This window comes from Nonlabens sp. MIC269, assembly GCF_001430865.1.
GTDB classification, from domain to species: Bacteria; Bacteroidota; Bacteroidia; order Flavobacteriales; family Flavobacteriaceae; genus Nonlabens; species Nonlabens tegetincola.
The window spans coordinates 201,927-228,070 of the sequence record NZ_CP011373.1 but is presented as its reverse complement, the minus strand read 5'-3'; the positions used below and the strand labels follow the sequence as shown (position 1 = coordinate 228,070).

The 26,144-nt window shown below is 36.4% G+C and carries 16 protein-coding genes; 5 read left to right on the top strand and 11 right to left on the bottom strand.

The features are described from left to right. Window positions 1-26: 26 nt before the first annotated feature. The 5 genes from AAT17_RS01100 to clpB all read right to left on the bottom strand — a co-directional run bounded on the left by AAT17_RS01100 (window position 27) and on the right by clpB (window position 13,652). Window positions 27-1,166, bottom strand: a complete 1,140-nt coding sequence (locus AAT17_RS01100) for a gliding motility-associated C-terminal domain-containing protein (protein ID WP_060522533.1) — start codon at window positions 1,164-1,166, stop codon at window positions 27-29. 3 nt (window positions 1,167-1,169) lie between these two features. Then, complete coding sequence (locus AAT17_RS01095) at window positions 1,170-1,808, bottom strand: hypothetical protein (protein WP_060522532.1); 639 nt, start codon at window positions 1,806-1,808, stop codon at window positions 1,170-1,172. Between the two features lie 7 nt (window positions 1,809-1,815). Continuing rightward, entirely contained in the window at window positions 1,816-2,532 is a 717-nt protein-coding gene (locus AAT17_RS01090) for a hypothetical protein (RefSeq protein ID WP_157539188.1), read from the bottom strand. A 10-nt stretch (window positions 2,533-2,542) separates the two neighbouring features. Continuing rightward, a complete protein-coding gene (locus AAT17_RS01085; RefSeq protein WP_060522530.1) occupies window positions 2,543-10,801 on the bottom strand; it encodes a hypothetical protein in 8,259 nt (2,752 codons plus the stop codon). Window positions 10,802-11,045: 244 nt separating this feature from the next. Beyond that, on the bottom strand, window positions 11,046-13,652 hold the full coding sequence (gene clpB / locus AAT17_RS01080) for an ATP-dependent chaperone ClpB (protein WP_060524912.1): 2,607 nt from the start codon (window positions 13,650-13,652) through the stop codon (window positions 11,046-11,048). Between the two features lie 169 nt (window positions 13,653-13,821). Between clpB and ytxJ the strand changes: the two genes are divergently transcribed. The 3 genes from ytxJ to AAT17_RS01065 are packed head-to-tail and all read left to right on the top strand — an operon-like array spanning window position 13,822 to window position 16,438. Then, a complete protein-coding gene (gene ytxJ / locus AAT17_RS01075) occupies window positions 13,822-14,223 on the top strand; it encodes a bacillithiol system redox-active protein YtxJ (RefSeq protein WP_060522529.1) in 402 nt (133 codons plus the stop codon). A 14-nt stretch (window positions 14,224-14,237) separates the two neighbouring features. Further along, on the top strand, window positions 14,238-15,062 hold the full coding sequence (locus tag AAT17_RS01070; protein ID WP_082586868.1) for a M48 family metallopeptidase: 825 nt from the start codon (window positions 14,238-14,240) through the stop codon (window positions 15,060-15,062). Window positions 15,063-15,109: 47 nt separating this feature from the next. Continuing rightward, a complete protein-coding gene (locus AAT17_RS01065) occupies window positions 15,110-16,438 on the top strand; it encodes an MFS transporter (protein ID WP_060522528.1) in 1,329 nt (442 codons plus the stop codon). 72 nt (window positions 16,439-16,510) lie between these two features. Here AAT17_RS01065 and AAT17_RS01060 read toward each other — a convergent pair whose 3' ends face one another. Genes AAT17_RS01060 through AAT17_RS01045 form a run of 4 tightly spaced genes read right to left on the bottom strand, consistent with a single transcriptional unit; the run spans window position 16,511 to window position 19,461 of the window. Continuing rightward, a complete protein-coding gene (locus AAT17_RS01060; protein WP_042280101.1) occupies window positions 16,511-17,236 on the bottom strand; it encodes a head GIN domain-containing protein in 726 nt (241 codons plus the stop codon). A gap of 15 nt (window positions 17,237-17,251) precedes the next feature. Then, entirely contained in the window at window positions 17,252-18,349 is a 1,098-nt protein-coding gene (locus AAT17_RS01055) for a hypothetical protein (RefSeq protein WP_060522527.1), read from the bottom strand. Beyond that, window positions 18,333-18,914 carry a hypothetical protein gene (locus tag AAT17_RS01050; protein ID WP_060522526.1) on the bottom strand — a complete coding sequence of 194 codons (582 nt, stop codon included), beginning with the start codon at window positions 18,912-18,914 and terminating at the stop codon, window positions 18,333-18,335. The genes AAT17_RS01055 and AAT17_RS01050 overlap by 17 nt, the downstream gene beginning before the upstream one ends. Further along, entirely contained in the window at window positions 18,904-19,461 is a 558-nt protein-coding gene (locus AAT17_RS01045) for an RNA polymerase sigma factor (protein WP_253279778.1), read from the bottom strand. The genes AAT17_RS01050 and AAT17_RS01045 overlap by 11 nt, the downstream gene beginning before the upstream one ends. 255 nt (window positions 19,462-19,716) lie before the next feature. Between AAT17_RS01045 and lon the strand changes: the two genes are divergently transcribed. Continuing rightward, window positions 19,717-22,170, top strand: coding sequence for an endopeptidase La (gene lon, locus AAT17_RS01040; RefSeq protein ID WP_060522525.1), 2,454 nt, complete (start codon window positions 19,717-19,719; stop codon window positions 22,168-22,170). A 54-nt stretch (window positions 22,171-22,224) separates the two neighbouring features. On the opposite strand, the gene AAT17_RS01035 is transcribed toward lon, so the two are convergent. Then, window positions 22,225-23,175, bottom strand: coding sequence for an isopenicillin N synthase family oxygenase (locus tag AAT17_RS01035; protein ID WP_060522524.1), 951 nt, complete (start codon window positions 23,173-23,175; stop codon window positions 22,225-22,227). A gap of 11 nt (window positions 23,176-23,186) precedes the next feature. Next, complete coding sequence (locus AAT17_RS01030) at window positions 23,187-23,966, bottom strand: phosphatase PAP2 family protein (protein ID WP_060522523.1); 780 nt, start codon at window positions 23,964-23,966, stop codon at window positions 23,187-23,189. 193 nt (window positions 23,967-24,159) lie between these two features. Between AAT17_RS01030 and AAT17_RS01025 the strand changes: the two genes are divergently transcribed. Further along, window positions 24,160-26,076, top strand: coding sequence for a thiamine pyrophosphate-dependent enzyme (locus tag AAT17_RS01025; RefSeq protein WP_253279805.1), 1,917 nt, complete (start codon window positions 24,160-24,162; stop codon window positions 26,074-26,076). Window positions 26,077-26,144: the final 68 nt, after the last annotated feature.

Here is a 26,144-nt window from a genome sequence, read left to right as displayed (position 1 = left end):
AAAAGTTAACAATCCGATCTAATAAATTATCTATTGATATAGATGTAACCAGCAAGATTTTCTTTATTCCCTATCTTAAGTACGTAGAAATAAGTACCTTCTGGTAGTTTTTCGTCCTGAGATGTGGTTACTCGACCTTCAGAAATTCCAGAAAAACTATTGTCGTAATTTTCTTTTTGATATACAGCCACACCCCAACGATTGTAAATGATAAGTTCATTATCTGGTATGTCTTCTAATCCTCGTATAATAAGTGTATCATTTATACCATCACCATCTGGTGTAATTCCATTATAAACTAGAATATCGTTACCATTTTCAAGAATAGAAGCTAACGTATAAATAGTATACTCTTGAGTTGCATTAATTTTTGTAGTAATGGTACCTTCATTAACCGTTCCTGTAAAAGAGTCATTTCCTAAATTGTCCCATTTATTGGTGGTAGCATTCCAAGCAGCTATTCTAAGTTGACTTAAATTGTTTACTAAACTACTTACATTACTACTCGATGTCCAGTGTAAAGTAACATCTGCAGTACCTGTACTATCAAGATACCAAAACTCGGTTGTTGAGACAATATCTAAGCTAGGCTCAAAGGCAGATGTGTCAAAGCCACTCACAAATGTGGTAGGAGTGTTAGGGTCCTCCTTAAAATAAGCTGCTACAAATTGTTTTTCTGTATAATTGGAAATTCCTAGCGGTTTAAGTTCAAATTCATCTCCAATTGGAAAAGTGAAATCTATTGAACCAGAAAATTCATTAAATCCATCAATATGTTTATTGTCATTTGAATTAAAATAAAAGTTATTATTTAAAAATTTGAGTCTGATGTTGGGATTAATTCTAGGTGTAATAAACCTACCGGATATAAAGTCTAATTCTCCCGTAATTCCTACGGAAGTTAATAAACTTAAATCATCATCTACTTCTAACTCCACATTCTCAAAATTCATTTGGTTGGTACCCGAGAAAGTAAGCATGCGATTATCATTGTAAAATCCGGCTAGTCCATCATTATCATTCGATATTCCGTCATTTATGACATCTGTATGAAAACCTATCTGTCCTGTTGGATGTATTTTTAAATTACCATAATTATGTAAGGCAGTTTGCGCTTTCGCGAAAGCGTAAACAACTAACAAAGTAAAGAATAGATAATTTTTCATAATCTAAATTTTTGTAATACCAATGTTTGAAAAATTGGCGTTTAGTGTAGCACCATTTACATTTAGTACATATCGAATGTTGATGACATCATTTGCATTTAGACTAAACATAATTGTACCTGTGGTGCCCCAGAAATCTCTACTAGGGACACTTGCAAATCCTCTAGATAAATAACCTCTTCTTGATCCATTGATGAAAACTGCTAGGATATATTTATTATCACCTGCCGGCATATTGGTAGTTGATAATTCTCCAGATATAAGATAATTTCCTTGTTGAAGTATTGTGATTTCGGAAGTTCCAGATATTGTATAATAATCGTTATTTATCGTTGTAACGTGACTATTAGTCAATGGCAAATCATAAAAGGTGTTTATTGCAGTAGGTAAGGAGCCGCCATTACGATTTAATATTACAGTCTTGCTTTCGTCTACCGTTAGTTTTTTCCATGTAGTAGCATTTCTCAAGTACAAAGATTGATCTGTGGTATTGTAAACAATTGATCCTTCATTAGGATTAGAAATGCTGTTAATCTCGGTTGTAGTTAAAGTAGGTATACCCAATATAGAGTTAGGGTCTATTTGAGCTTGTGAGAAAGCGAACCACACGGTAAAGATTAAACTACTTAGGAATAATTTCATGAGCAAGTTATTTGTAGGCTGTAAATAAAACCACTATGGCTTCATTGTTAACATCTGCTGGTTGAACATTAAGTACTGGATTAGCATTATTTACCGTTATTTCACCGTTAGTATAAGTAGCATTTACGGTAAAACCATTTGTTGTAAAATTGGTTAAGGAGGCTTCAATTATACCCAAATTAGACCCATTTTGATCACCGTATCTTATGCCAACACAGTTTGAGCTACTTGAATATCTGGAAATGTCATTGATTGAATTTCCATGTCCGCCTACGTAAATACTTTGTTGAACAATGCTTCCTCCGTTATTTCTAGCAAAACCGTTTGAAGTTCCATATGAATTTGAAATTCCACGAGCATTATTTCCCACACCGTTATCTGCAGCTATATTATTCGATTCAACATTTGCATGAGCAACAAAGCTTACTTGTGAAGGTTGGAAGGGAACATCTGATATTGTAATTGATCCAGACGAGTTAATAGTGAAGCTACCTAAATAGACATTAGAATCAACAAGCATTTCACTCCAACCGGTATTTGTATATTCTAGCATTCTGTTACGGTCTGTATCATATACAATACTACCTTCTTGAACGCCTACTATTGAGTTGATTTCTGCGGTTGTTAAGTTTGATATCCTCATTAAGGAGTCTGGGTTTATTGCAGGCTGAATAAATGAGAATAACAACATTAAAAGCACTATGATAAAAAAGAAGTTTTTCATTTAAAATTAATTAAGGTAGTTTAATAATGGTGAACATGAAATCAAGATCAATGTCAACCTTAGGACTAGCACCATTATCGCTATCTCCTATATTCACGTTAAATCCATTAGCATCATTTCCGTAGTACGAAATTCCAGGATCATCGTAGTTTGAACCGCCAGCTGGTGGACAGTTTCCATTACAATCTAATACGGTTAACTGTATTACATATCCAGTTGTTATAGGAGTTGTAAAATTAATACGATAGTCTCCTGTATTAAGTCTAGTAATGCTCGAAGTTCCAAAGCTTGTGATGGTAGAACCATCTCCTGCCACGTTACCAGCTGCAGCAATAGTAGGACCAACAAAATAAGCTCCACCATCTGATCCAACTTGTATACTATTATTGGCATCGGCACTTACGACCTGTGCAGTGGTTGTTGTGCCAGCCTCATTGGTATAAGTTATTTCTCCAGTAGCATTTGGATCACTAGAAGTAGGTGTATCATTTTGTGAAAAAGTTGTTACGGTTTCATCAATATCTACAGCAGTACCATCAGCTTCAGTTACAGTAGCAATACGATTACCAGCGATCACATTAGTAATAACGATACCGTTAGTGTCAATAGTCACATCGGTACCATCATTATTGGTGAATGTATAGGTTCCATTCATGTTATCGGTAATATCAGCTTTGGCAACAGTTTGTACCGTACCATCTTCATTAGTATAGGTTACAAACCCATCATTAAGGTCAGTAAGATTCGTTACTGTTTGTGCAGCAGACACATCTACGAATAGGGCACCGTCTGTACCAGCAGTGATGCTGTTATCAGCATCAGCAGAGATCAGATTTACATTAGCATTGGTAGCGTCTTCATTGGCATAAGTAAGTTCACCAGCATTGATTCCCAAAGCTGTAACCGTTTCATTAATATCTTCTGTGTCACCATTTTCATTTTCATAAGTAGCAATGGTATTACCCGTTGCTGCATTACCAGTGATGGTAGTAATGGTTTCATCAATATCTACAGCAGTACCATCAGCTTCAGTTACAGTAGCAATACGATTACCAGCGATCACATTAGTGATAGCGATACCGTTAGTGTCAATAGTCACATCGGTACCATCATTATTGGTGAATGTATAGGTACCATTCATGTTATCGGTAATATCAGCTTTAGCAACAGTTTGTACCGTACCATCTTCATTAGTATAAGTAACAAACCCATCATTAAGGTCAGTAAGATTCGTTACTGTTTGTGCAGCAGACACATCTACGAATAGAGCACCGTCTGTACCAGCAGTGATGCTGTTATCAGCATCAGCAGAGATCAGATTTACATTAGCATTTGTAGCGTCTTCATTGGCATAAGTAAGTTCACCAGCATTGATTCCTAAAGCTGTAACCGTTTCATTAATATCTTCTGTATCACCATTTTCATTTTCATAAGTCGCAATAGTATTACCCGTTGCTGCATTACCAGTGATGGTAGTAATGGTTTCATCAATATCTACAGCAGTACCATCAGCTTCAGTTACAGTAGCAATACGATTACCAGCGATCACATTAGTAATAGCGATACCGTTAGTGTCAATAGTCACATCGGTACCATCATTATTAGTAAAGGTGTAAGTACCATTCATGTTATCGGTAATATCAGCTTTGGCAACAGTTTGTACCGTACCATCTTCATTAGTATAGGTTACAAACCCATCATTAAGGTCAGTAAGATTCGTTACTGTTTGTGCAGCAGACACATCTACGAATAGGGCACCGTCTGTACCAGCAGTGATGCTGTTATCAGCATCAGCAGAGATCAGATTTACATTAGCATTCGTAGCGTCTTCATTAGCATAAGTAAGTTCACCAGCATTGATTCCTAAAGCTGTAACCGTTTCATTAATATCTTCTGTATCACCATTTTCATTTTCATAAATAGCAATAGTATTACCCGTTGCTGCATTACCAGTGATGGTAGTAATGGTTTCATCAATATCTACAGCAGTACCATCAGCTTCAGTTACAGTAGCAATACGATTACCAGCGATCACATTAGTAATAGCGATACCGTTAGTGTCAATAGTCACATCGGTACCATCATTATTAGTAAAGGTGTAAGTACCATTCATGTTATCGGTAATATCAGCTTTAGCAACAGTTTGTACCGTACCATCTTCATTAGTATAGGTTACAAACCCATTTCCAAGATCGGTAAGATTCGTTACTGTTTGTGCAGCAGACACATCTACGAATAGGGCACCGTCAGTACCAGCAGTGATGCTGTTATCAGCGTCAGTAGAAATCAGATTTACATTAGCATTGGTAGCGTCTTCATTAGCATAAGTAAGTTCACCAGCATTGATTCCTAAAGCTGTAATCGTTTCATTAATATCTTCTGTGTCACCATTTTCATTTTCATAAGTAGCAATGGTATTACCTGTTGCTGCATTACCAGTGATGGTAGTAATGGTTTCATCAATATCTACAGCAGTACCATCAGCTTCAGTAACGGTAGCAATACGATTACCAGCGATCACATTAGTGATAGCGATACCGTTAGTGTCAATAGTCACATCGGTACCATCATTATTGGTGAATGTATAGGTACCATTCATGTTATCGGTAATATCAGCTTTAGCAACAGTTTGTACCGTACCATCTTCATTAGTATAAGTAACAAACCCATCATTAAGGTCAGTAAGATTCGTTACTGTTTGTGCAGCAGACACATCTACGAATAGAGCACCGTCTGTACCAGCAGTGATGCTGTTATTAGCATCAGCAGAGATCAGATTTACATTAGCATTTGTAGCGTCTTCATTGGCATAAGTAAGTTCACCAGCATTGATTCCTAAAGCTGTAACCGTTTCATTAATATCTTCTGTATCACCATTTTCATTTTCATAAGTCGCAATGGTATTACCCGTTGCTGCATTACCAGTGATGGTAGTAATGGTTTCATCAATATCTACAGCAGTACCATCAGCTTCAGTTACAGTAGCAATACGATTACCAGCGATCACATTAGTAATAGCGATACCGTTAGTGTCAATAGTCACATCGGTACCATCATTATTAGTAAAGGTGTAAGTACCATTCATGTTATCGGTAATATCAGCTTTGGCAACAGTTTGTACCGTACCATCTTCATTAGTATAGGTTACAAACCCATCATTAAGGTCAGTAAGATTCGTTACTGTTTGTGCAGCAGACACATCTACGAATAAGGCACCGTCAGTACCAGCAGTGATGCTGTTATCAGCATCAGCAGAGATCAGATTTACATTAGCATTGGTAGCGTCTTCATTGGCATAAGTAAGTTCACCAGCATTGATTCCTAATGTAGTAACTGTCTCTAAGTTCTGTACTAAAGCTGTAAGATCAAGCTGAGTTACGACACCATCCTCATCGGTGTAGTCGATGTTGGTATCATCAGCATTCAACGCGATAGAAGTCAGTGTTTCCAGATTGGTGACATCAATAACAGTAGTGCCACCATCTTCATCGGTATAGGTAAAGGTGCCGTCTGTGTTTTCAACGATAGTGGTTAAAGTCTCTAAGTTCTGTACTAAAGCTGTAAGATCAAGCTGAGTAACCACACCATCCTCATCGGTGTAATCGATGTTAGTATCATCAGCATTCAACGCGATAGAAGTAAGAGTTTCCAAATTGGTAACATCAATAATAGTAGTACCACCATCTTCATCGGTATAGGTAAAGGTGCCGTCTGTGTTTTCAACGATAGTGGTTAAAGTCTCTAAGTTTTGTACTAAAGCTGTAAGATCAAGCTGCGTGACCACACCATCCTCATCGGTGTAATCGATGTTAGTATCATCAGCATTCAACGCGATAGAGGTCAATGTTTCCAGATTGGTGACATCAATAACAGTAGTACCACCATCTTCATCGGTATAGGTAAAAGTACCATCAGTGTTTTCAACTAAAGTGGTTAAAGTTTCTAGGTTTTGTACTAAAGCTGTAAGATCAAGCTGAGTAACCACACCATCCTCATCGGTGTAATCGATGTTAGTATCATCAGCATTCAACGCGATAGAGGTAAGAGTTTCCAGATTGGTAACATCAATAACAGTAGTGCCACCATCTTCATCGGTGTAAGTAAAAGTACCATCAGTGTTTTCAACGATAGTGGTTAAAGTCTCTAAGTTTTGTACTAAAGCTGTAAGATCAAGCTGAGTTACGACACCATCCTCATCGGTGTAGTCGATGTTGGTATCATCAGCATTCAACGCGATAGAAGTCAGTGTTTCCAGATTGGTGACATCAATAACAGTAGTGCCACCATCTTCATCGGTATAGGTAAAGGTGCCGTCTGTGTTTTCAACGATAGTGGTTAAAGTCTCTAAGTTCTGTACTAAAGCTGTAAGATCAAGCTGAGTAACCACACCATCCTCATCGGTGTAATCGATGTTAGTATCATCAGCATTCAACGCGATAGAAGTAAGAGTTTCCAAATTGGTAACATCAATAACAGTAGTACCACCATCTTCATCGGTATAGGTAAAAGTACCATCAGTGTTTTCAACTAAAGTGGTTAAAGTCTCTAAGTTCTGTACTAAAGCTGTAAGATCAAGCTGAGTTACGACACCATCCTCATCGGTGTAGTCGATGTTGGTATCATCAGCATTCAACGCGATAGAAGTCAGTGTTTCCAGATTGGTGACATCAATAACAGTAGTGCCACCATCTTCATCGGTATAGGTAAAGGTGCCGTCTGTGTTTTCAACGATAGTGGTTAAAGTCTCTAAGTTCTGTACTAAAGCTGTAAGATCAAGCTGAGTAACCACACCATCCTCATCGGTGTAATCGATGTTAGTATCATCAGCATTCAACGCGATAGAAGTAAGAGTTTCCAAATTGGTAACATCAATAACAGTAGTACCACCATCTTCATCGGTATAGGTAAAGGTGCCGTCTGTGTTTTCAACGATAGTGGTTAAAGTCTCTAAGTTTTGTACTAAAGCTGTAAGATCAAGCTGCGTGACCACACCATCCTCATCGGTGTAATCGATGTTAGTATCATCAGCATTCAACGCGATAGAGGTCAATGTTTCCAGATTGGTGACATCAATAACAGTAGTACCACCATCTTCATCGGTATAGGTAAAAGTACCATCAGTGTTTTCAACTAAAGTGGTTAAAGTCTCTAAGTTCTGTACTAAAGCTGTAAGATCAAGCTGAGTTACGACACCATCCTCATCGGTGTAGTCGATGTTGGTATCATCAGCATTCAACGCGATAGAAGTCAGTGTTTCCAGATTGGTGACATCAATAACAGTAGTGCCACCATCTTCATCGGTATAGGTAAAGGTGCCGTCTGTGTTTTCAACGATAGTGGTTAAAGTCTCTAAGTTCTGTACTAAAGCTGTAAGATCAAGCTGAGTAACCACACCATCCTCATCGGTGTAATCGATGTTAGTATTATCAGCATTTAACGCGATAGAGGTAAGAGTTTCCAGATTGGTAACATCAATAACAGTAGTACCACCATCTTCATCGGTGTAAGTAAAAGTACCGTCTGAGTTTTCAACTATAGTGGTTAAAGTTTCTAAGTTCTGTACTAAAGCTGTAAGATCAAGCTGAGTAACCACACCAGCCTCATCGGTGTAATCGATATTGGTATCATCAGCATTCAACGCAATAGAGGTAAGAGTTTCCAGATTAGTAACATCAATAACAGTAGTACCACCATCTTCATCGGTGTAAGTAAAAGTACCGTCTGTGTTTTCAACTAAAGTGGTTAAAGTCTCTAAGTTCTGTACTAAAGCTGTAAGATCAAGCTGAGTAACCACACCATCTTCATCGGTGTAATCGATATTAGTATCATCAGCATTCAACGCAATAGAGGTAAGAGTTTCCAGATTAGTTACATCAATAATGGTAGTACCACCATCTTCATCGGTATAGGTAAACGTACCGTCTGTGTTTTCAACTAAAGTGGTTAAGGTCTCCAAGTTTTGTACTAAAGCTGTAAGATCAAGTTGAGTAACCACACCATCCTCATCGGTATAATCGATGTTAGTATCATCAGCATTCAACGCAATAGAGGTAAGAGTTTCCAGATTGGTAACATCAATAACAGTAGTACCACCATCTTCATCGGTGTAAGTAAAAGTACCGTCTGTGTTTTCAACGATAGTGGTTAAGGTCTCCAAGTTCTGTACTAAAGCTGTAAGATCAAGCTGAGTTACGACACCATCCTCATCGGTGTAGTCGATGTTGGTATCATCAGCATTCAACGCGATAGAAGTCAGTGTTTCCAGATTGGTGACATCAATAACAGTAGTGCCACCATCTTCATCGGTATAGGTAAAGGTGCCGTCTGTGTTTTCAACGATAGTGGTTAAAGTCTCTAAGTTCTGTACTAAAGCTGTAAGATCAAGCTGAGTAACCACACCATCCTCATCGGTGTAATCGATGTTAGTATCATCAGCATTCAACGCGATAGAAGTAAGAGTTTCCAAATTGGTAACATCAATAATGGTAGTACCACCATCTTCATCGGTGTAAGTAAAAGTACCGTCTGTGTTTTCAACTAAAGTGGTTAAAGTCTCTAAGTTCTGTACTAAAGCTGTAAGATCAAGCTGAGTTACGACACCATCCTCATCGGTGTAGTCGATGTTGGTATCATCAGCATTCAACGCGATAGAGGTAAGTGTTTCCAGATTCGTTACATCAATAACGGTAGTACCACCATCTTCATCGGTGTAGGTAAAAGTACCGTCTGTGTTTTCAACTAAAGTGGTTAAAGTTTCTAGGTTTTGTACTAAAGCCGTAAGATCAAGCTGAGTTACGACACCATCCTCATCGGTGTAATCGATGTTAGTATCATCAGCATTCAACGCAATAGAGGTAAGCGTTTCCAGATTCGTTACATCAATAATGGTAGTACCACCATCTTCATCGGTGTAAGTAAAAGTACCGTCTGTGTTTTCAACTAAAGTGGTTAAGGTCTCAAGGTTTTGTACTAAAGCTGTAAGATCAAGCTGAGTTACCACACCATCCTCATCGGTGTAATCGATGTTAGTATCATCAGCATTCAACGCAATAGAGGTAAGCGTTTCCAGATTAGCAACATCAATAACGGTAGTACCACCATCTTCATCGGTATAGGTAAAGGTGCCGTCTGTGTTTTCAACGATAGTGGTTAAAGTCTCTAAGTTCTGTACTAAAGCTGTAAGATCAAGCTGAGTGACCACACCATCCTCATCGGTGTATTCGATATTGGTATCATCAGCATTCAACGCAATAGAGGTAAGAGTTTCCAGATTAGTAACATCAATAACAGTAGTACCACCATCTTCATCGGTGTAAGTAAACGTACCGTCTGTGTTTTCAACGATAGTGGTTAAGGTCTCCAAGTTTTGTACTAAAGCTGTAAGATCAAGTTGAGTAACTACACCATCCTCATCGGTGTAATCGATATTGGTATCATCAGCATTCAACGCAATAGAGGTAAGAGTTTCCAGATTCGTTACATCAATAATGGTAGTACCACCATCTTCATCGGTGTAAGTAAAAGTACCGTCTGTGTTTTCAACGATAGTGGTTAAAGTCTCTAAGTTTTGTACAACATTGGCTAAATTAATGGTAGTAATTACGCCGTCTTCATCACTATACTCCAAGGCTGTTTCACTTGCATTAAGGCCTAGCGAAGTGAGAGTTTCCAAGAAAGTAGTATCGATTATCGTTTGAGTGCCAGTTTCATCTGTATAGGTATAAGTGCCATTACCGTTGTCAGTAAGAGTAGAGATACTCGTATCTGCAATAGTGACAATATTTCCATTTGCATCACTGAAAGTGTAAGTACCATCCGCATTATCAATTAATACAATACTTCTAGTTGCCGTATTCAATTCATCAATAGCATCTTGTACGTTCAATGCACTCAAACCTGATGTAACATTATTGTAGGGATCAGAGTTTGCACTGGTATCAATAACGACGGTTCCTCCGTTGATATTTGTAAAAGTATAACTACCGTCATTGTTATCTGTCAAAGTTCCTCCAATACAAAGACTTTCCCAGTTTCCAGACCTATATTGATACAAACAATTTTCGGTAGAATTGTATACGATAGCACCATTAAGCGGTGTAATCGCATTCATCTCGGCAGTTGTCACCCGTGTAACAACAAGTACATTGGATGTACTTTCCAATTCTAAAATCGAAAAAGGATCAATACTATTTGGATTATCACCAATTTTTACTTGTGAAGTGGCGTAAAGTGAACCTAAAAAAATGAAAAAATAAACTAGGGATCTCATATCTTCTCTTTGAATTACATACGAAAATATCTAGCATAAAGTTTTTTCTAGTAATTAAATATCACAATTGTTTAACAATCGTTAAAAGGAATTTTTCTCTGATTAAAAGCTCTTTTTGTAGAGTTTATTTTGTGAATTTGGTTGTTTGGGTTAACTGTAAGTTTTCCTATTTATGCTTTCGCGAAAGCGTAAAATCAAAAAACCCGAGTACAAACTCGGGTTAAATAATTTATGATTATTTATATTACACACTAATCTGATCTTCTTGATTACGGAAAATCAATTGGTCATCAAATTGATCAATTAAAACAATACTTTCAGTACTAATTTCTCCAGAGAGTATTTTTTTAGACAATTCATTCATGATCTCTTTTTGAATTACTCTTTTTACTGGTCGTGCACCATATTGAGGATCAAATCCTTTAACAGCTAATAAGTTGATAGCTTGATCTGTGGCGTCAACTGTAATTCCTTGTTTTGCGAGCAATTTAGTTACACTCTTCAACTGTAATTTTACAATTTCTTTTATTTCAGCTTTTGTAAGTGGTGTAAACATGACGATATCATCAATCCTATTGATAAATTCAGGTCTTACTTGTTTTTTGAGAGCTTGAAGAACTTCATTTTTGGTTTGATCGATTAATTGTTCATCAATCACATTTGCGTTTTCAAATTTATCTTGTATGGCATGGGCACCCATGTTTGATGTCATAATGACTATGGCGTTTTTAAAATCGGCTACTCGACCTTTATTATCAGTAAGTCTACCTTCATCTAGGACTTGCAATAGTATATTAAAAGTATCTGGATGAGCTTTTTCAATTTCATCCAAAAGAATTACTGAATAAGGTTTACGTCTTACTGCTTCAGTAAGCTGTCCTCCTTCGTCATATCCCACATATCCAGGAGGAGCACCCACAAGTCTGCTTACGCTATGACGTTCTTGATATTCACTCATATCGATTCGTGTCATGGCGTTTTCATCATTGAATAGAAACTCGGCCAAAGCTTTAGCAAGTTCAGTTTTTCCTACACCAGTTGTTCCTAAAAATAGAAAAGAACCTACTGGTTTACGTTGATCTTGTAAACCTGCTCGACTGCGACGCACCGCATCACTCACAGCTTCGACAGCTTCATGTTGTCCTACAACTCGTTTATTTAATTCAGTTTCTAGGTTGAGTAGTTTTTCTCTTTCACTTTGAAGCATCCTTGTCACCGGTATTCCGGTCCATCTAGCAACCACCTCTGCAATGTCATCATATGTTACTTCTTCTTGAATTAGGGCTTGAGAACTGTCTTGTAACGCAGCTTGTTCTTGAAGTTTTACCAGTTGTTCTTGTGCTTCCTTGATTTTTCCGTAACGTAATTCTGCCACTTTTCCATAGTTTCCTTCTCTTTCTGCACGTTCTGCTTCCAATTTATAATTCTCAATATCTGATTTAAGATTTTGAATAGCATCAATTACAGACTTTTCATTTTCCCATTGAGCATTGAGCTCATTTCTAGATTCTTTTAAAATGGACAATTCAGAGTTTAGTGACTTAAGTTTGACTTCATCATTTTCTCTTTTGATTGCCTCAATTTCTATTTCCAACTGCATAATTTTGCGATCAAGAACATCCAATTCTTCTGGTTTTGAATTGATTTCCATTCTTAATCTCGCTGCAGATTCATCTATTAGGTCTATAGCTTTATCTGGAAGAAATCTGTTTGTAATATATCGTTGTGATAGCTCTACAGCACCAATAATAGCATCATCTTTTATTTGTACTTTATGATGTGCTTCATACTTATCCTTGATACCTCTTAAAATTGAAATAGCACTTTCTGTGTCCGGTTCATCAACAGTAACTTTTTGAAAGCGACGTTCCAAAGCTTTATCCTTTTCAAAATATTTTTGATATTCATCTAGGGTTGTAGCTCCAATAGCTCTTAATTCTCCTCTGGCTAGTGCAGGTTTTAATATATTGGCAGCATCCATTGCTCCATCGCCACCACCAGCACCTACAAGAGTATGTATTTCATCAATAAACAATACGATATCACCACTACTTTGCGTAACCTCTTTCACAACTGCTTTTAAACGCTCTTCAAATTCACCTTTATACTTGGCACCTGCAATTAAGGCACCCATGTCTAATGAAAATATTTGTTTTTCTTTGAGATTTTCAGGCACATCACCAGCCACTATACGATGAGCAAGTCCTTCTGCAATCGCAGTTTTACCTACTCCTGGTTCTCCAATTAACATCGGATTATTTTTGGTTCTTCTAGAAAGTATTTGAAGAATTCTTCTTATTTCTTCATCACGACCTATTACGGGATCTAATTTTCCTTTATCAGCGAGATCGTTCAAATTCTTGGCATATTTACTAAGACTTTGATAGGTCTCCTCGGCACTGGATGAAGTCACTCGATTGCCGTTTCTTAACGACTCAATTGCAGCTTTTAAATCTTTTGCATTGATGCCTTGGTCTTTCAGTATCCTTGATACCGTTCCTGAACCTTCAAAAATGGCTAATAATAAATGTTCAATAGAAACATATTCATCATTCATTTTACCAGCGATAGATATAGCATTGTTTAGTGTACTTGCCGTATCTCTCGAAAATTGTAAGTTTCCTCCGGTGACGGTTGATAGAGATTCTAATTGCTTGTCTATTAATTGACTAATTATGGATAATTGAACACCTAATTTTTGAAAAATAAAAGGAAGGACATTCTCATCTACAAGTTGAATCCCCTTAAATAAATGTTCGTTTAATATACTTGGGTGTTGAGCCTCTTGCGCAATTTGTTGAGCTTGTTGTATCGCTTCTTGAGACTTTATAGTTAATTTATTTAAATTCATAGTATTCATTTTTATTCCTACATTAGCAACTGTTGTACCTTGTTTAATTCTTGACAAAAAGACATTAATTATCGAGTTTAACAAGACATTTTGTCTGATTTAAGTTATTGATAATACGATCATTATTGAACAAGAACTATATTTGTAGCAGTTTAATAACCTAGTTTACATGGGAATTTTTGATAAATTTTTCAAATCACAAAGAGATATTGCCAAGGATGAAATTACTGGTATTCCTTGGGACTCTCTTGAATCAGTAGATCAATTAGATAATGTAATTCGCAATTCTAGATTAAAGCCTAAAGTTATTTTTAAACATAGTACGCGTTGTGGTATTTCAAGGATGGTTCTTAAGAATTTTGAAAATAATTATGTCAAAAATGATGTAGATGTAAGTTATTATTATCTTGATTTGCTGCAGTTTAGAGAAGTGAGTAATGCCATTGCTCAAAAACTTAATGTAGTACATCAAAGTCCTCAAGTAATCGTACTTTATCAAGAAGAGGTTTTACATAATGAATCTCATCATGGTATCGATATTAAAAAAGTACAAGAAATAGTTGCTAATTAAAAATAAACCTACATATGAGTTGGAATAGAACAATAATGCTAGCCGGTCTTTTTCTATTGTTATCTTGTAAAACAAATGTTTTTACAGGTAAAAAGACTTTAAATTTTATGTCGAACTCGCAATTGTTTCCAATGGCTTTTGCTCAATATGACGATTTTTTAAATCAAAATAATGTAGTTACAGGAACCTCCGAGGCAAAGATGATTGAAGACGTAGGTAATAAAATTAGAATTGCTGCACAACGATGGTTATCGGCTCTAGGAGAAGAAGCTTATTTAAAAGACTACAAATGGGAATATAATCTAGTTAAGGACGAAACGGTAAATGCCTGGTGTATGCCTGGTGGTAAAATTGTCTTTTATACTGGTATCTTACCAATTTGTCAAGGGGAAAGCGGTGTTGCAGTAGTAATGGGACATGAAGTAGCACATGCACTTGCAGATCACGGTGCGCAACGTATGAGTGCAGCTCAGGTACAAGCGCTTGGTGCGGTAGGTGTTGCTGTTGGGTCACAAGTTGCAGGAGCAAATCAACAAACTCAACAAATTTTGAATCAAGCCTATGGTTTAGGTTCACAATTAGGAGGAATGTTACCGTTCTCAAGATCTCATGAAACTGAAGCTGATAAAATAGGTCTTTATCTATCTGCTATAGCAGGATATGATCCATATGAGGCTCCAGAATTATGGAAACGCATGAAAGCGGCTAGTGGTGGACAAGCTCCACCAGAATTTCTAAGTACGCATCCATCTAACGATAGTCGAATAGAATTTCTTAATCAACTTGCTCCTAAAGCAAAAGAAGAAGCAAAAAAATACGGAGTTACTTCATTCAAGTAATTTTGAATCTTTACTTTTAAGGCGCTCATAAAAGAGCGCCTTTTTTTATGAAACCAACTTTACCAAAGGGTCACAAAAAACTTATAAAGGCCTGGGCATTCTATGACTGGGCAAACTCAGTTTATTCACTGGTTATAGCGAGCGCTATTTTTCCTATTTTCTACAGCTATATAAGTACTAAAGCTTATGAACAAGGCAACGTTCCTGATTTATTAAAATCAGTGACCAATGAAAATATCATTATTATAACAACGGCGATTGCCTTTTTAATAGTTTCTATAATGTCACCTATACTTTCAGGAATAGCCGATTATTCTGGAAAAAAGAAAAGGTTTTTACAGTTTTTCTGTTATCTAGGAGCTTTAAGTTGTTGTGGATTAGCATGGTTTAGTTTTGATTATCTTTATGTAAGTTTACTTCTATACTTGCTAGCACTGGTAGGTTTTTGGGGATCACTAGTATTTTACAATTCTTATCTACCAGATATTGCTCATCCAGACCAACAAGATGCTGCAAGCGCCAAAGGTTTTTCTTATGGCTATATAGGTAGTGTGATCTTACTATTACTGTGTCTAGCGCTCATACAAGGTGGCTTTTACCCAGAAGAAGGTATTCTAGGTCTAGATGCACCACGACTTTCCTTTGTCCTCACTGGTCTTTGGTGGATAGGTTTTGCCCAATATACTTATGCATACCTGCCATTAGGGACAAAAAAGGATACCTCTCAAGTTAAAAACATTTTTACTAATGGATTTAAAGAGCTCAGGAAAATCTGGAATCAATTAGATCATCTAGGACAATTGAAAAGATTTTTAGGAGCTTTTTTTATCTACAGTATGGCTGTACAAACTGTAATGTTAATCGCAACTTATTTTGGAACCGAAGAAGTTCTTTGGCCTATAAATGAGGAGACAGGTGAACGTGATGGCACACTAGGATTAATTGTAAGTATTTTGTTAATACAGCTTATTGCTATTCCTGGTGCGTGGTTGGCTAGTAAGCTTTCGCGAAAGCATGGAAATATAAAAACTTTAATGGTCATTAATATATTATGGGTGTGTATATGTATTTACGGTTATTTTGTTTACACACCTATACAATTTTATGTTACCGCGGGATTTGTGGGGTTAGTAATGGGATCAATTCAAAGTTTGTCGAGGAGTACCTACTCAAAAATGATTCCTGAAAATACCATTGATACAGCCTCCTTTTTTAGTTTTTATGATGTTTCAGAGAAAATCGGAATTGTGATTGGAATGGGTATTTTTGCATTGGTAAATCAGTACACTGGCAGCATGAGAGAAAGTATATTATTTCTAGTTGCTTTTTTTACCATTGGAGTAGTGCTGCTTTATCGAACAGGAAAAATTAAGTAAAACCATTTAGATTACAAATGAAAAGCCGTCTAGTAAAGTACTAGACGGCTTTTTATTTAATTATAAGGAATGCTATCTTTTTTCTACATCGCCACTTCCTATGATAGAAGTTTTAACCTTACTGGATTTTCCATCATACACAATATCACCACTACCAGCAATACTTGCATTAATGGTACCTCCATTGCAATAAACACTAATGTCACCACTTCCTGCGATACTAGCGTCAATATTATTAGCTCTTAGACCGAACCCTTCAATATCACCGCTACCAGCTACACTAGCATCTAGATTTTCAGTACGCCCTTTTAAAATTATGTCACCACTACCAGCAACATTTACTTCTAGGTTTCTTGATTCAGTTTCAACTTCTATATTACCAGATCCAGCAACACTTATTTCCATATTAGATGATTTTAAAACAAGTTCTGAATGAATATCGCCACTACCTGCCAGTGATAAAGCTTCAATTTCTTGAACAGGTACTGTAACATAGATCCCCTTGCGAGTACTCACATTATATCCATCCTCAATACCAATTTTTAATCTACCGCCTTTCACCTCGATCTCTATATGTTCCATGATATTAGACTCGGCCTTTACTTCAATGGAGCCTTCTTTTCCAGCAACTAATGTTACATCAATGCTATTTCTTACATTGACCTTGTCATAATCACCTACTTCAAAGGTTTTTGAAATGACCTCACCGTTTCCTTTAATTTTATCTTTTCCCCACCATTGAGCCTGAGATAATTGCACGCTTAAAAGGGCTATAAAAAGTAATGTTATATGTTTCATGATTTTTGGGTTTAATTAATTGATTTTAAGTGATACTCCACCAAAACTACTGTTGATATTGATGGTACTGCTAGCGCTAGAGCTACCGTAATGTCCTGCTTTTGATTTTTCGGTCATATTTTTATTAGATTTGGTTGTTATGATATCATTGGAGAGATTGATCCCAGCAAACTCGGTATCGATATCAAAGGTGAATGATGCATCTTTATTTACACCTACATCCACTTTGGTATATTCTGCTCTTAGGATTGCTTCTTTAAAATTTCTCCCTAATTCTCTAATTCTTGCACTTCCAAATTCTGTATTCAAATTGACATACTCTGACACATTATCAATTTTTACGGTAGAATAATCACCGCGACCTGTGACCATTCTTACAGATTCTATTTGAACAGTTGTAAAGTCATTACGAAAATTCAATTGATCCACCTCACCAAACTTTCCAGTAGTGTAATCACCACTAAATTCAATTTTGTACGCCTTTTCAAGTTCAAATCCGCTGAAATCTGCTCTTATAGTAGCTGACTTGATATAATCAAAGTGACAGTTTTTAGAATAATCAAATTTGAGTAAGTTGTCCTCATGATGAAGGTTTCCTATATCAATTCTCCCAAAATCACATTGAATTTTTGCATGTCCAAACAAGTCATCAATTTCAACGTTGCCGTAGTCATTTGCGATGTCAATATCTGCGGTTTTGGGTAATTTTATGATATAATCAATTTTCATATTTGTCACTCTGTTGCTATTACTACTAAACAAGGCATTCCAAATGCTCGAACTTTGATTTCGATTACTAAAATCGGCATCGGTCCTTGCGATTACTCTAGAGCTACTTGTATCAAAATCTACATTGATCTCTCTTAATTTCTCTACAACATCATCTTCGTCGTCACCACTTACTTCAACTACAACTTTGATGTCTATTTGCGCTTTATCCCATGTTGTCATTGAAACATTTCCAAAACTGTTCTCTACCTGGAGCATACATGTTTTTTTAACCGGGAATGACTTATTAAGGGTTTTTGTCTTGGTGTACTTACCTTTATCAGTACCAGCTAAAGCTACTACTGGTACCATAAGTAAGAATACTATATTAAATAATGTTTTCATTTTCTTTTTCTAGTTTGAGTTCTTCGAGTTGTTTAATTTGCTCACGAGCTATTTCAAGTACTTGTATTCTATTTTGAAAGTTTTCTATCATCGCTGCGATGACAACTTTACTATCCTTATTTATTCTATAATCCTGCTTGATATCTTCATACTGTAGTTCTAGCTTTTCAATAGCAGCTAGCGCCTCTTCAATAATTACCGCATTTTCTGCAGTACGTAACGTATTAAGTTGTTCTAGTTCATTTTTAATCGTACTAGAGAAAAACGTTTGAGTTTGCGCAATCTCTGGCGACACTTCTGTTACAGTTGTATCGGTAGACGTCATTTTCAAACCAGCTATTCCAAGTAAAACTGCAAGAGTAGCAGCAGCACTCCATTTTAGAATTTTTGATAAAGAAAAGGTGTTATCCTTATCACCATCCTTATCTATAGGTAATGGAATTACCTTTGTTTCCTCATCACATAACTTTTCTAATTTTTCAAAAAAAGCTTCTCTATGACCATTAGGCAATGGTGTGGTGTCAAAATCTTGCTGTTGAAACCAGCTCTTCATATCATCCTTCATATTCCTCAATTTTGTTTCTTAAACTTTGTTTTGCACGAGATATCATCGTTCTACATTGTCCATTTGAAAGACCCAGAATCTCACATATCTCTTCATTATCCATTCCTTCAATCAAGCTTAGAGTAAGTACTTGTCTATAATTTTCTTTTAGTTTACTCATTATTTCTAGTACTTTCCTAGCGGTCATTCCGGCTTGTTCCATATCAATCCCTGTATCATCTGGTTGTTGTTCCATTTCATATGATACTTCTTCATAATCTACAGTTGGCATTTTTCCTGCTTTGCGCAGGTGAGACAAACTGTTATTAATTACAATCCTTTTTAACCAGCTACCATAGGTACTTTCTCTATTCCATTGATTCATTTTTCTAAAAGCTGATATCATACTTTCTTGCATAATATCTTGCGCTAGATCAGTTTGTTGTACAATGCGCAGTGCAACATGATACATACCGTTAGCATACTGGTCGTACAACTTCATTTGTGCTCTACGATCGCCTTGCTCGCACAAGTCATAAATGGATATTTCTGTTTCTGTTAAAGTCACTTGGTCAGTGTTACGTTATAAAGATGCTACTTTTTTAAGTGTGTTACAGTAAGTGGCAAGAAATTTGAAAATTATATCAGAAAAAGGACCCTTTTCCCTTCTTTCGATGTAAGGTTATACTTGATAGTTAAGGTCAATATAGTTGTTTTACAGTTAGTTGTGGTTTGGGATTACGCTTTCGCGAAAGCGGAGAAAAAAATATTTAAATTAAACGTACAGGCAGCCCTATGACAGGTTGTCTACCTAAATGTTATTATGTTTAAACCTAAAAAATTCAATATAGACAACTTGTCACTGCAAGAATTTGATCAAGATGCGGAATTTATCCCGTTATTGAGCCAGGAAGATGAAGAGGAGATGGATAGAGAATCTATTCCAGAAGTATTACCAATTTTACCGTTGCGTAATATGGTATTATTTCCTGGGGTTGTCATTCCAATTACCGCTGGTCGTGACAAATCTATTCAGTTATTACAAGATGCAAACCGTAACAACAATCCTATAGGTGTTGTAGCTCAAAAAGATGAGGAAATTGAAGACCCTACTTTTGAAGATTTACACAAAACAGGTGTTGTAGCCCGTATCCTTAAGGTGTTCAAAATGCCTGATGGTAATACAACGGTCATTATTCAAGGTAAAAAACGCTTTGAGATAGATACTCTCGTTAAAACCGAGCCTTATATGGAAGCTAGTACCAGACCTACCGGTGATACTAGACCAGAAAAAGGAGATAAGGAATTTGAAGCAATTATTGACAAGATTAAAGAATCCTCACTAGAGATAATTAAGGGAAGTCCTAATATTCCATCAGAGGCGACTTTTGCTATTAAAAATATCGAGTCTGATTCGTTTTTAGTGAATTTCGTGTCTTCTAATATGAATCTTAAGGTAGGAGAGAAGCAGCAGTTGCTAGAGATGGATGATCTTAAGGAACGAGCTCTTGAAACTTTAAGATATATGAATATTGAGCTTCAAAAACTGGAACTTAAAAATGATATTCAATCTAAGGTTCAAAGTGATATAAATAAACAACAGCGAGAATATTTTCTTCATCAACAAATGAAGACCATTCAAGAAGAATTGGGTGGTGGAGTGAGCTCACATCAAGAAATTGATGATATGCGCCAGCGTGCTAAGAAGAAGAAATGGGATGATAAGGTAAAAGAGCACTTTGATAAGGAGTTGGCCAAAATGCAACGTATGAATCCTCAAGTTGCAGAATACTCTATTCAACGCAACTATCTAGACCTTTTCCTTGAGTTACCATGGAATGAATTTAGTAAAGATAATTTTGACCTAAAGAGAGCGATGAAAATTTTAGATCGTGATCATTATGGTCTAGATGACGTTAAAAAACGTATCATAGAATATCTAGCAGTACTTAAATTGCGTAACGACATGAAATCTCCAATTTTATGTTTATACGGTCCTCCAGGTGTTGGTAAAACTTCACTCGGTAAATCTATAGCAGAAGCTTTAGGCCGTGAATACGTAAGAATGTCTCTGGGTGGTTTGCGTGATGAAGCGGAAATTAGAGGTCATAGAAAAACCTATATTGGTGCCATGCCTGGTAGAATTATTCAAAGTATCAAAAAGGCCAAAACCTCAAACCCAGTTTTTGTTCTTGATGAAATTGATAAGTTAAGTAGCAGTCATAATGGTGATCCATCAAGTGCTATGCTCGAGGTATTAGATCCAGAACAAAACAGTGAGTTCTACGATAACTTCCTGGAAATGGGTTATGACCTGAGTAAGGTGATGTTTATAGCTACTTGTAATAGTTTAAATACTATTCAACCAGCTTTACGTGATAGGATGGAAATAATCAATGTTACTGGTTATACCATTGAAGAAAAAGTAGAAATAGGAAAACAACATTTACTTCCTAAACAACTTAAAGAGCACGGACTTAATAAGGAGCATTTAAAATTAGGTAAACCGCAGATTGAAAAAATCGTTGAAGGCTATACTCGTGAAAGTGGAGTACGTACTCTTGATAAGCAAATTGCAAAAATGGTACGCTATGCTGCAAAAAGTATTGCCATGGAAGACGATTACGACATCAAGGTTTCAAACGATACTATTATAGAGGTTTTGGGTTCACCAAAACTTCTACGAGATAAGTATGAAAATAATGACGTTGCTGGTGTAGTAACTGGACTAGCATGGACAAGAGTAGGTGGCGATATTTTATTCATTGAATCTATATTAAGTAAGGGTAAAGGACAACTATCGATCACAGGTAACCTAGGAAAGGTTATGAAAGAAAGCGCCACTATTGCCATGGAATATATTAAATCAAATGCCGATCAATTAGGAATTAATCCAGAGGTATTTGAGAAGTATAATGTTCACATTCACGTACCAGAAGGTGCAACACCAAAAGATGGTCCTAGTGCTGGTATTACGATGTTAACCTCTCTAGTGTCTTTATTTACGCAGCGAAAAGTGAAGAAAAGCATTGCTATGACAGGTGAAATTACTTTGAGAGGAAAAGTGCTACCTGTCGGTGGAATTAAAGAGAAAATTCTAGCGGCTAAACGTGCTAAGATTAAAGAGATCTTACTTTGCGAGCAAAATCGCAGGGATATTGAAGAAATAAAGGAAGAGTACTTAAAGGGATTGACTTTCCATTATGTATCTGATATGAGTCAAGTACTTGAGTTAGCTATTACTAAACAGAAGGTAAAAAACGCTAAGAAGTTGTAATCAAGTTTATATTCAAAAAAAAATAGCCGCTTTTAAAGCGGCTATTTTTTTGAATTATTTTTTAATCAATCCAATTTCAACTAATCTTTGATGTAGAAATTCACCAGCAGTAATATCATCATACTGTTTTGGATTATTATCATCGATACATTCTTCAAGACAATCTAAAGGCATTTCACTTCTAGGATGCATAAAGAATGGTATGCTATAGCGGCTAGTATGCCATAACTCTCTTGGAGGATTAACTACTCTATGTATAGTAGATCGTAATTTGTTGTTAGTATGTCTTTCCAACATATCACCTACATTGATAACAAGTTCATCCTCACCTGCGATCGCATCTATCCAACGACCGTCTTTATGTTTTACTTGCAAACCCGGTGCACTAGCACCCATAAGTAAGGTTATTAAATTAATGTCGCCGTGTGCACCAGCACGCACTGCGTTATCTGGCTCTTCGGTAATTGGTGGATAATGTATAGGTCTTAAAATTGAATTCCCATTACTAGCCCAGTGGTCAAAGTAGTTTTCTTGTTTACCAATATACAAGGCAAGTGCACGTAATACATAGATACCGGTTTTTTCTAGCATTCTGTACGCCTGCATTCCAACTTCATTAAAATGAGGTAGTTCTTTGACCTGAACGTTGTCAGGATATTCTTCCGTTAAATTGGCATCGGCAGCAGGTTCTTGTCCAAAGTGCCAGAACTCTTTTAAATCTCCTTCTTTCTTTCCTTTAGCATGTTCTTTTCCAAAAGAAACATAACCGCGTTGACCACCTAAGTCCTCACGTTCATATCCTTTTTTTACATCCGTAGGAAGTTTAAAAAACTTCTCCACCTCATTATATAACTTCTCTGTAAGTTCATCATCTAAAAAATGATTTTTTAAGGAAACAAAACCTATTTCCTCATAAGCATTTCCTATTTCTGTGATAAACTTCTTTTTTCTTACGGGATCATCGCTTAAAAAATCAGCTAGATCTACACTAGGAATATTTGTCATGTCTTAAATTATTAAAATTGTATATATGCTCCCAATTGTACCTCATTATTTGTTACAATCGGAGCAAATTGAATAGTATAGCTTTTCTTTGACTGGCTAGAGTATTCAACTTTATTTTTATCCTTAAATATAATATTCTTTATCATAGGATATAACCAATATCCTAATTTTGTTGAAAGAATTCCAATTCCAGCACCAGCAAGAACATCATTGAACCAGTGTTTGTCATTATAAATTCTCAAAAAACCAGTGAGAGTGGCTATTGAATAACCACCTATACTAAACCATATGCTGCGGTGACCGTATTCTTGATGTAAAAACTCTGCACCCATAAAAGTGAGCGCCGTATGGCCAGAAGGAAATGTACTTACTGATCTACCACTAGGTCGGCGAGCGCTTATATTATTTTTAGTTATCCTTACGCTAGAATACATGAATAATCCAGATACTAAAAGAACACCTGTTTTGTTTTTCCAATCGTATCGACCTTTGTATCCTGCAAATTCCAAACCATAAGCACTAGCTATTCCTACGGCAGGTAGGTAATCGTCCACTGTTACTTTTGAACCATCTGGTTTAAGAGACTCTCTTATTTCAACACTTAAATCTCTAATAGGACCCTTTCTTATACCGAAAGCACCAGAGGCAATTAAAAAGGTAGGTAACAATAAGGACTCATGTTTAAATTCTAAAGGCTCATTTAAATTTAAACCGTAATCAGATTGTTGACCGTAAATTTTTGGAAAAATAAACAGTGCGACTACTACATATAAAAGAAGATGTTTCTTCATAAATCGAGGTCAAAAATAACACACCTATTTTATTCTATAAACAAAAGCTTTTTGAAATCGATTTCGTTACATTTGATTTAAGAAATATTGTAACCTTTCTCTCATGAACGGAGTTTTAAGCAGCCCAAAGACTTTAACCGATTTATTTAAAAACGAATTACCTGATTACAAGCAAATTGAATTATATAAAAGCATGTTGTTACCTCGAATGATTGAGGAGAAGATGCTTATTTTGCTCAGACAAGGTAAAATTTCAAAGTGGTTTTCAGGAATTGGTCAAGAAGCGATTTCATGTGGTATTACACTTGCTATGCAGCAGGATGAGTATATTTTACCTATGCATCGTAATTTAGGTGTATTTACAAATAGGAATATACCGCTTTGGAAATTATTTGCTCAATGGCAAGGTAAGGTAGAAGGTTTTACAAAAGGAAGAGATCGCAGCTTTCACTTTGGCACACAAGAATACCACATAGTAGGAATGATATCTCATTTAGGACCTCAACTAGGAGTTGCCGATGGTATTGCACTAGCACAAAAACTTAAAAATACTTCAAAAGCCACCGCTGTATTTACTGGTGAAGGAGGAACAAGTGAAGGCGATTTTCATGAGGCACTTAATGTTGCAAGCGTTTGGCAATTGCCTGTTTTATTTTGTGTAGAAAATAACGGGTATGGTTTAAGCACACCTACTCAAGAACAATACGCTTGTGAACATATAGCAGATCGTGGTCTAGGTTATGGTATAGAATCCCACATTATCGATGGAAATAACATTATAGAAGTATACACTACCGTAAGTCGTATTCTTGATGATATTAGAGAAAATCCTAGACCTATTTTATTAGAATTCAAAACGTTTAGACGTCGTGGTCATGAAGAGGCTAGTGGTACAAAATATGTTCCAGAGGACTTAATGGCTTATTGGGAAGAGCAAGATCCTGTTACTCGTTTTGAAGAATTCTTATTAAATCAAGGTATAATTACAACTGATCAAATAGAGGTAATAAAGCAACAATTTAAAACTGATATAAATGAAGGTTTAGATACCGCTTTCGCGAAAGCGTACCCAACACCATCCACGTTACAAGAAATTGATGACGTCTATAAACCACATGTGTACAAAGAGATAGAACCTGGAAAATCAACACAAAATATCAGACTAGTTGATGCCATTAAAGATGGTCTGTATGAAGGCATGAAAAGATATGAAGACCTAGTAATCATGGGACAAGATATCGCAGATTACGGTGGAGTTTTCAAAATTACAGAAGGTTTTCTAGAAGAATTTGGTTCTGGTAGAGTGCGTAACACGCCTATTTGTGAAAGTGCTATAGTAGAGGCAGGAATGGGATTGAGCATTGCTGGCATGAAGGCAGTTGTAGAAATGCAATTTGCCGATTTTGTGAGTAGTGGTTTTAATCCGATAGTTAATTATCTAGCAAAATCTCATTACAGATGGCAGCAAAATGCCGATGTTGTGGTACGCATGCCTTGTGGAGCTGGAGTAGGAGCAGGACCTTTTCACTCGCAAACCAATGAAAGTTGGTTCTTTACTACTCCAGGTTTAAAAATCTTGTATCCAGCCTTCCCAATAGATGCCAAAGGGTTACTAATAAGCGCTATAGAAGATCCTAATCCAGTGATGTTTTTTGAACATAAGGCGCTTTATAGATCAGTTTATCAGGACGTTCCAGATGGTTACTATAACCTTCCTATTGGAAAAGCTGCACATTTATCACAAGGACAGGACATAAGTATTATTACCTATGGATTGGGTGTACACTGGGCTCTTGACGCTAAAAAAGAATTGGATCTTGATATAGACATCATAGATTTACGTAGTCTCGCACCTATCGATTATAATGCTGTTGAAAATTCGGTGAAACGTACAGGAAAAGTAATCGTTTTAGGAGAAGATAGTGCCGTAGGAAGTGTTATGAAAGACATAGCAGCACACATCGCCGATGTTTGTTTTGAGTATCTGGATGCTCCTGTGAAAGTTGTAGGAAGTTTAAATACTCCAATACCATTTGAAAAAGGGTTAGAAAATCAGTATCTAGCTAATTACAAGTTAGATGAAGTTATAAAAAATCTCCTGGAATATTAGCTTGAGAATAATATTATCCCTAATATTGTAAGTAACTAGCTAACAAATTATGGGGAAATGAAAATGAA

What these genes read in the sequence shown, in the direction of transcription:
- AAT17_RS01100 (WP_060522533.1), bottom strand. Translation starts at nt 1,166, where the DNA reads ATGAAAAATTATCTATTCTTTACTTTGTTAGTTGTTTACGCTTTCGCG.
- AAT17_RS01095 (WP_060522532.1), bottom strand. Translation starts at nt 1,808, where the DNA reads ATGAAATTATTCCTAAGTAGTTTAATCTTTACCGTGTGGTTCGCTTTC.
- AAT17_RS01090 (WP_157539188.1), bottom strand. Translation starts at nt 2,532, where the DNA reads ATGAAAAACTTCTTTTTTATCATAGTGCTTTTAATGTTGTTATTCTCA.
- AAT17_RS01085 (WP_060522530.1), bottom strand. Translation starts at nt 10,801, where the DNA reads ATGAGATCCCTAGTTTATTTTTTCATTTTTTTAGGTTCACTTTACGCC.
- clpB (WP_060524912.1), bottom strand. Translation starts at nt 13,652, where the DNA reads ATGAATTTAAATAAATTAACTATAAAGTCTCAAGAAGCGATACAACAA.
- ytxJ (WP_060522529.1), top strand. Translation starts at nt 13,822, where the DNA reads ATGGGAATTTTTGATAAATTTTTCAAATCACAAAGAGATATTGCCAAG.
- AAT17_RS01070 (WP_082586868.1), top strand. Translation starts at nt 14,238, where the DNA reads ATGAGTTGGAATAGAACAATAATGCTAGCCGGTCTTTTTCTATTGTTA.
- AAT17_RS01065 (WP_060522528.1), top strand. Translation starts at nt 15,110, where the DNA reads ATGAAACCAACTTTACCAAAGGGTCACAAAAAACTTATAAAGGCCTGG.
- AAT17_RS01060 (WP_042280101.1), bottom strand. Translation starts at nt 17,236, where the DNA reads ATGAAACATATAACATTACTTTTTATAGCCCTTTTAAGCGTGCAATTA.
- AAT17_RS01055 (WP_060522527.1), bottom strand. Translation starts at nt 18,349, where the DNA reads ATGAAAACATTATTTAATATAGTATTCTTACTTATGGTACCAGTAGTA.
- AAT17_RS01050 (WP_060522526.1), bottom strand. Translation starts at nt 18,914, where the DNA reads ATGAAGGATGATATGAAGAGCTGGTTTCAACAGCAAGATTTTGACACC.
- lon (WP_060522525.1), top strand. Translation starts at nt 19,717, where the DNA reads ATGTTTAAACCTAAAAAATTCAATATAGACAACTTGTCACTGCAAGAA.
- AAT17_RS01035 (WP_060522524.1), bottom strand. Translation starts at nt 23,175, where the DNA reads ATGACAAATATTCCTAGTGTAGATCTAGCTGATTTTTTAAGCGATGAT.
- AAT17_RS01030 (WP_060522523.1), bottom strand. Translation starts at nt 23,966, where the DNA reads ATGAAGAAACATCTTCTTTTATATGTAGTAGTCGCACTGTTTATTTTT.
- AAT17_RS01025 (WP_253279805.1), top strand. Translation starts at nt 24,160, where the DNA reads ATGTTGTTACCTCGAATGATTGAGGAGAAGATGCTTATTTTGCTCAGA.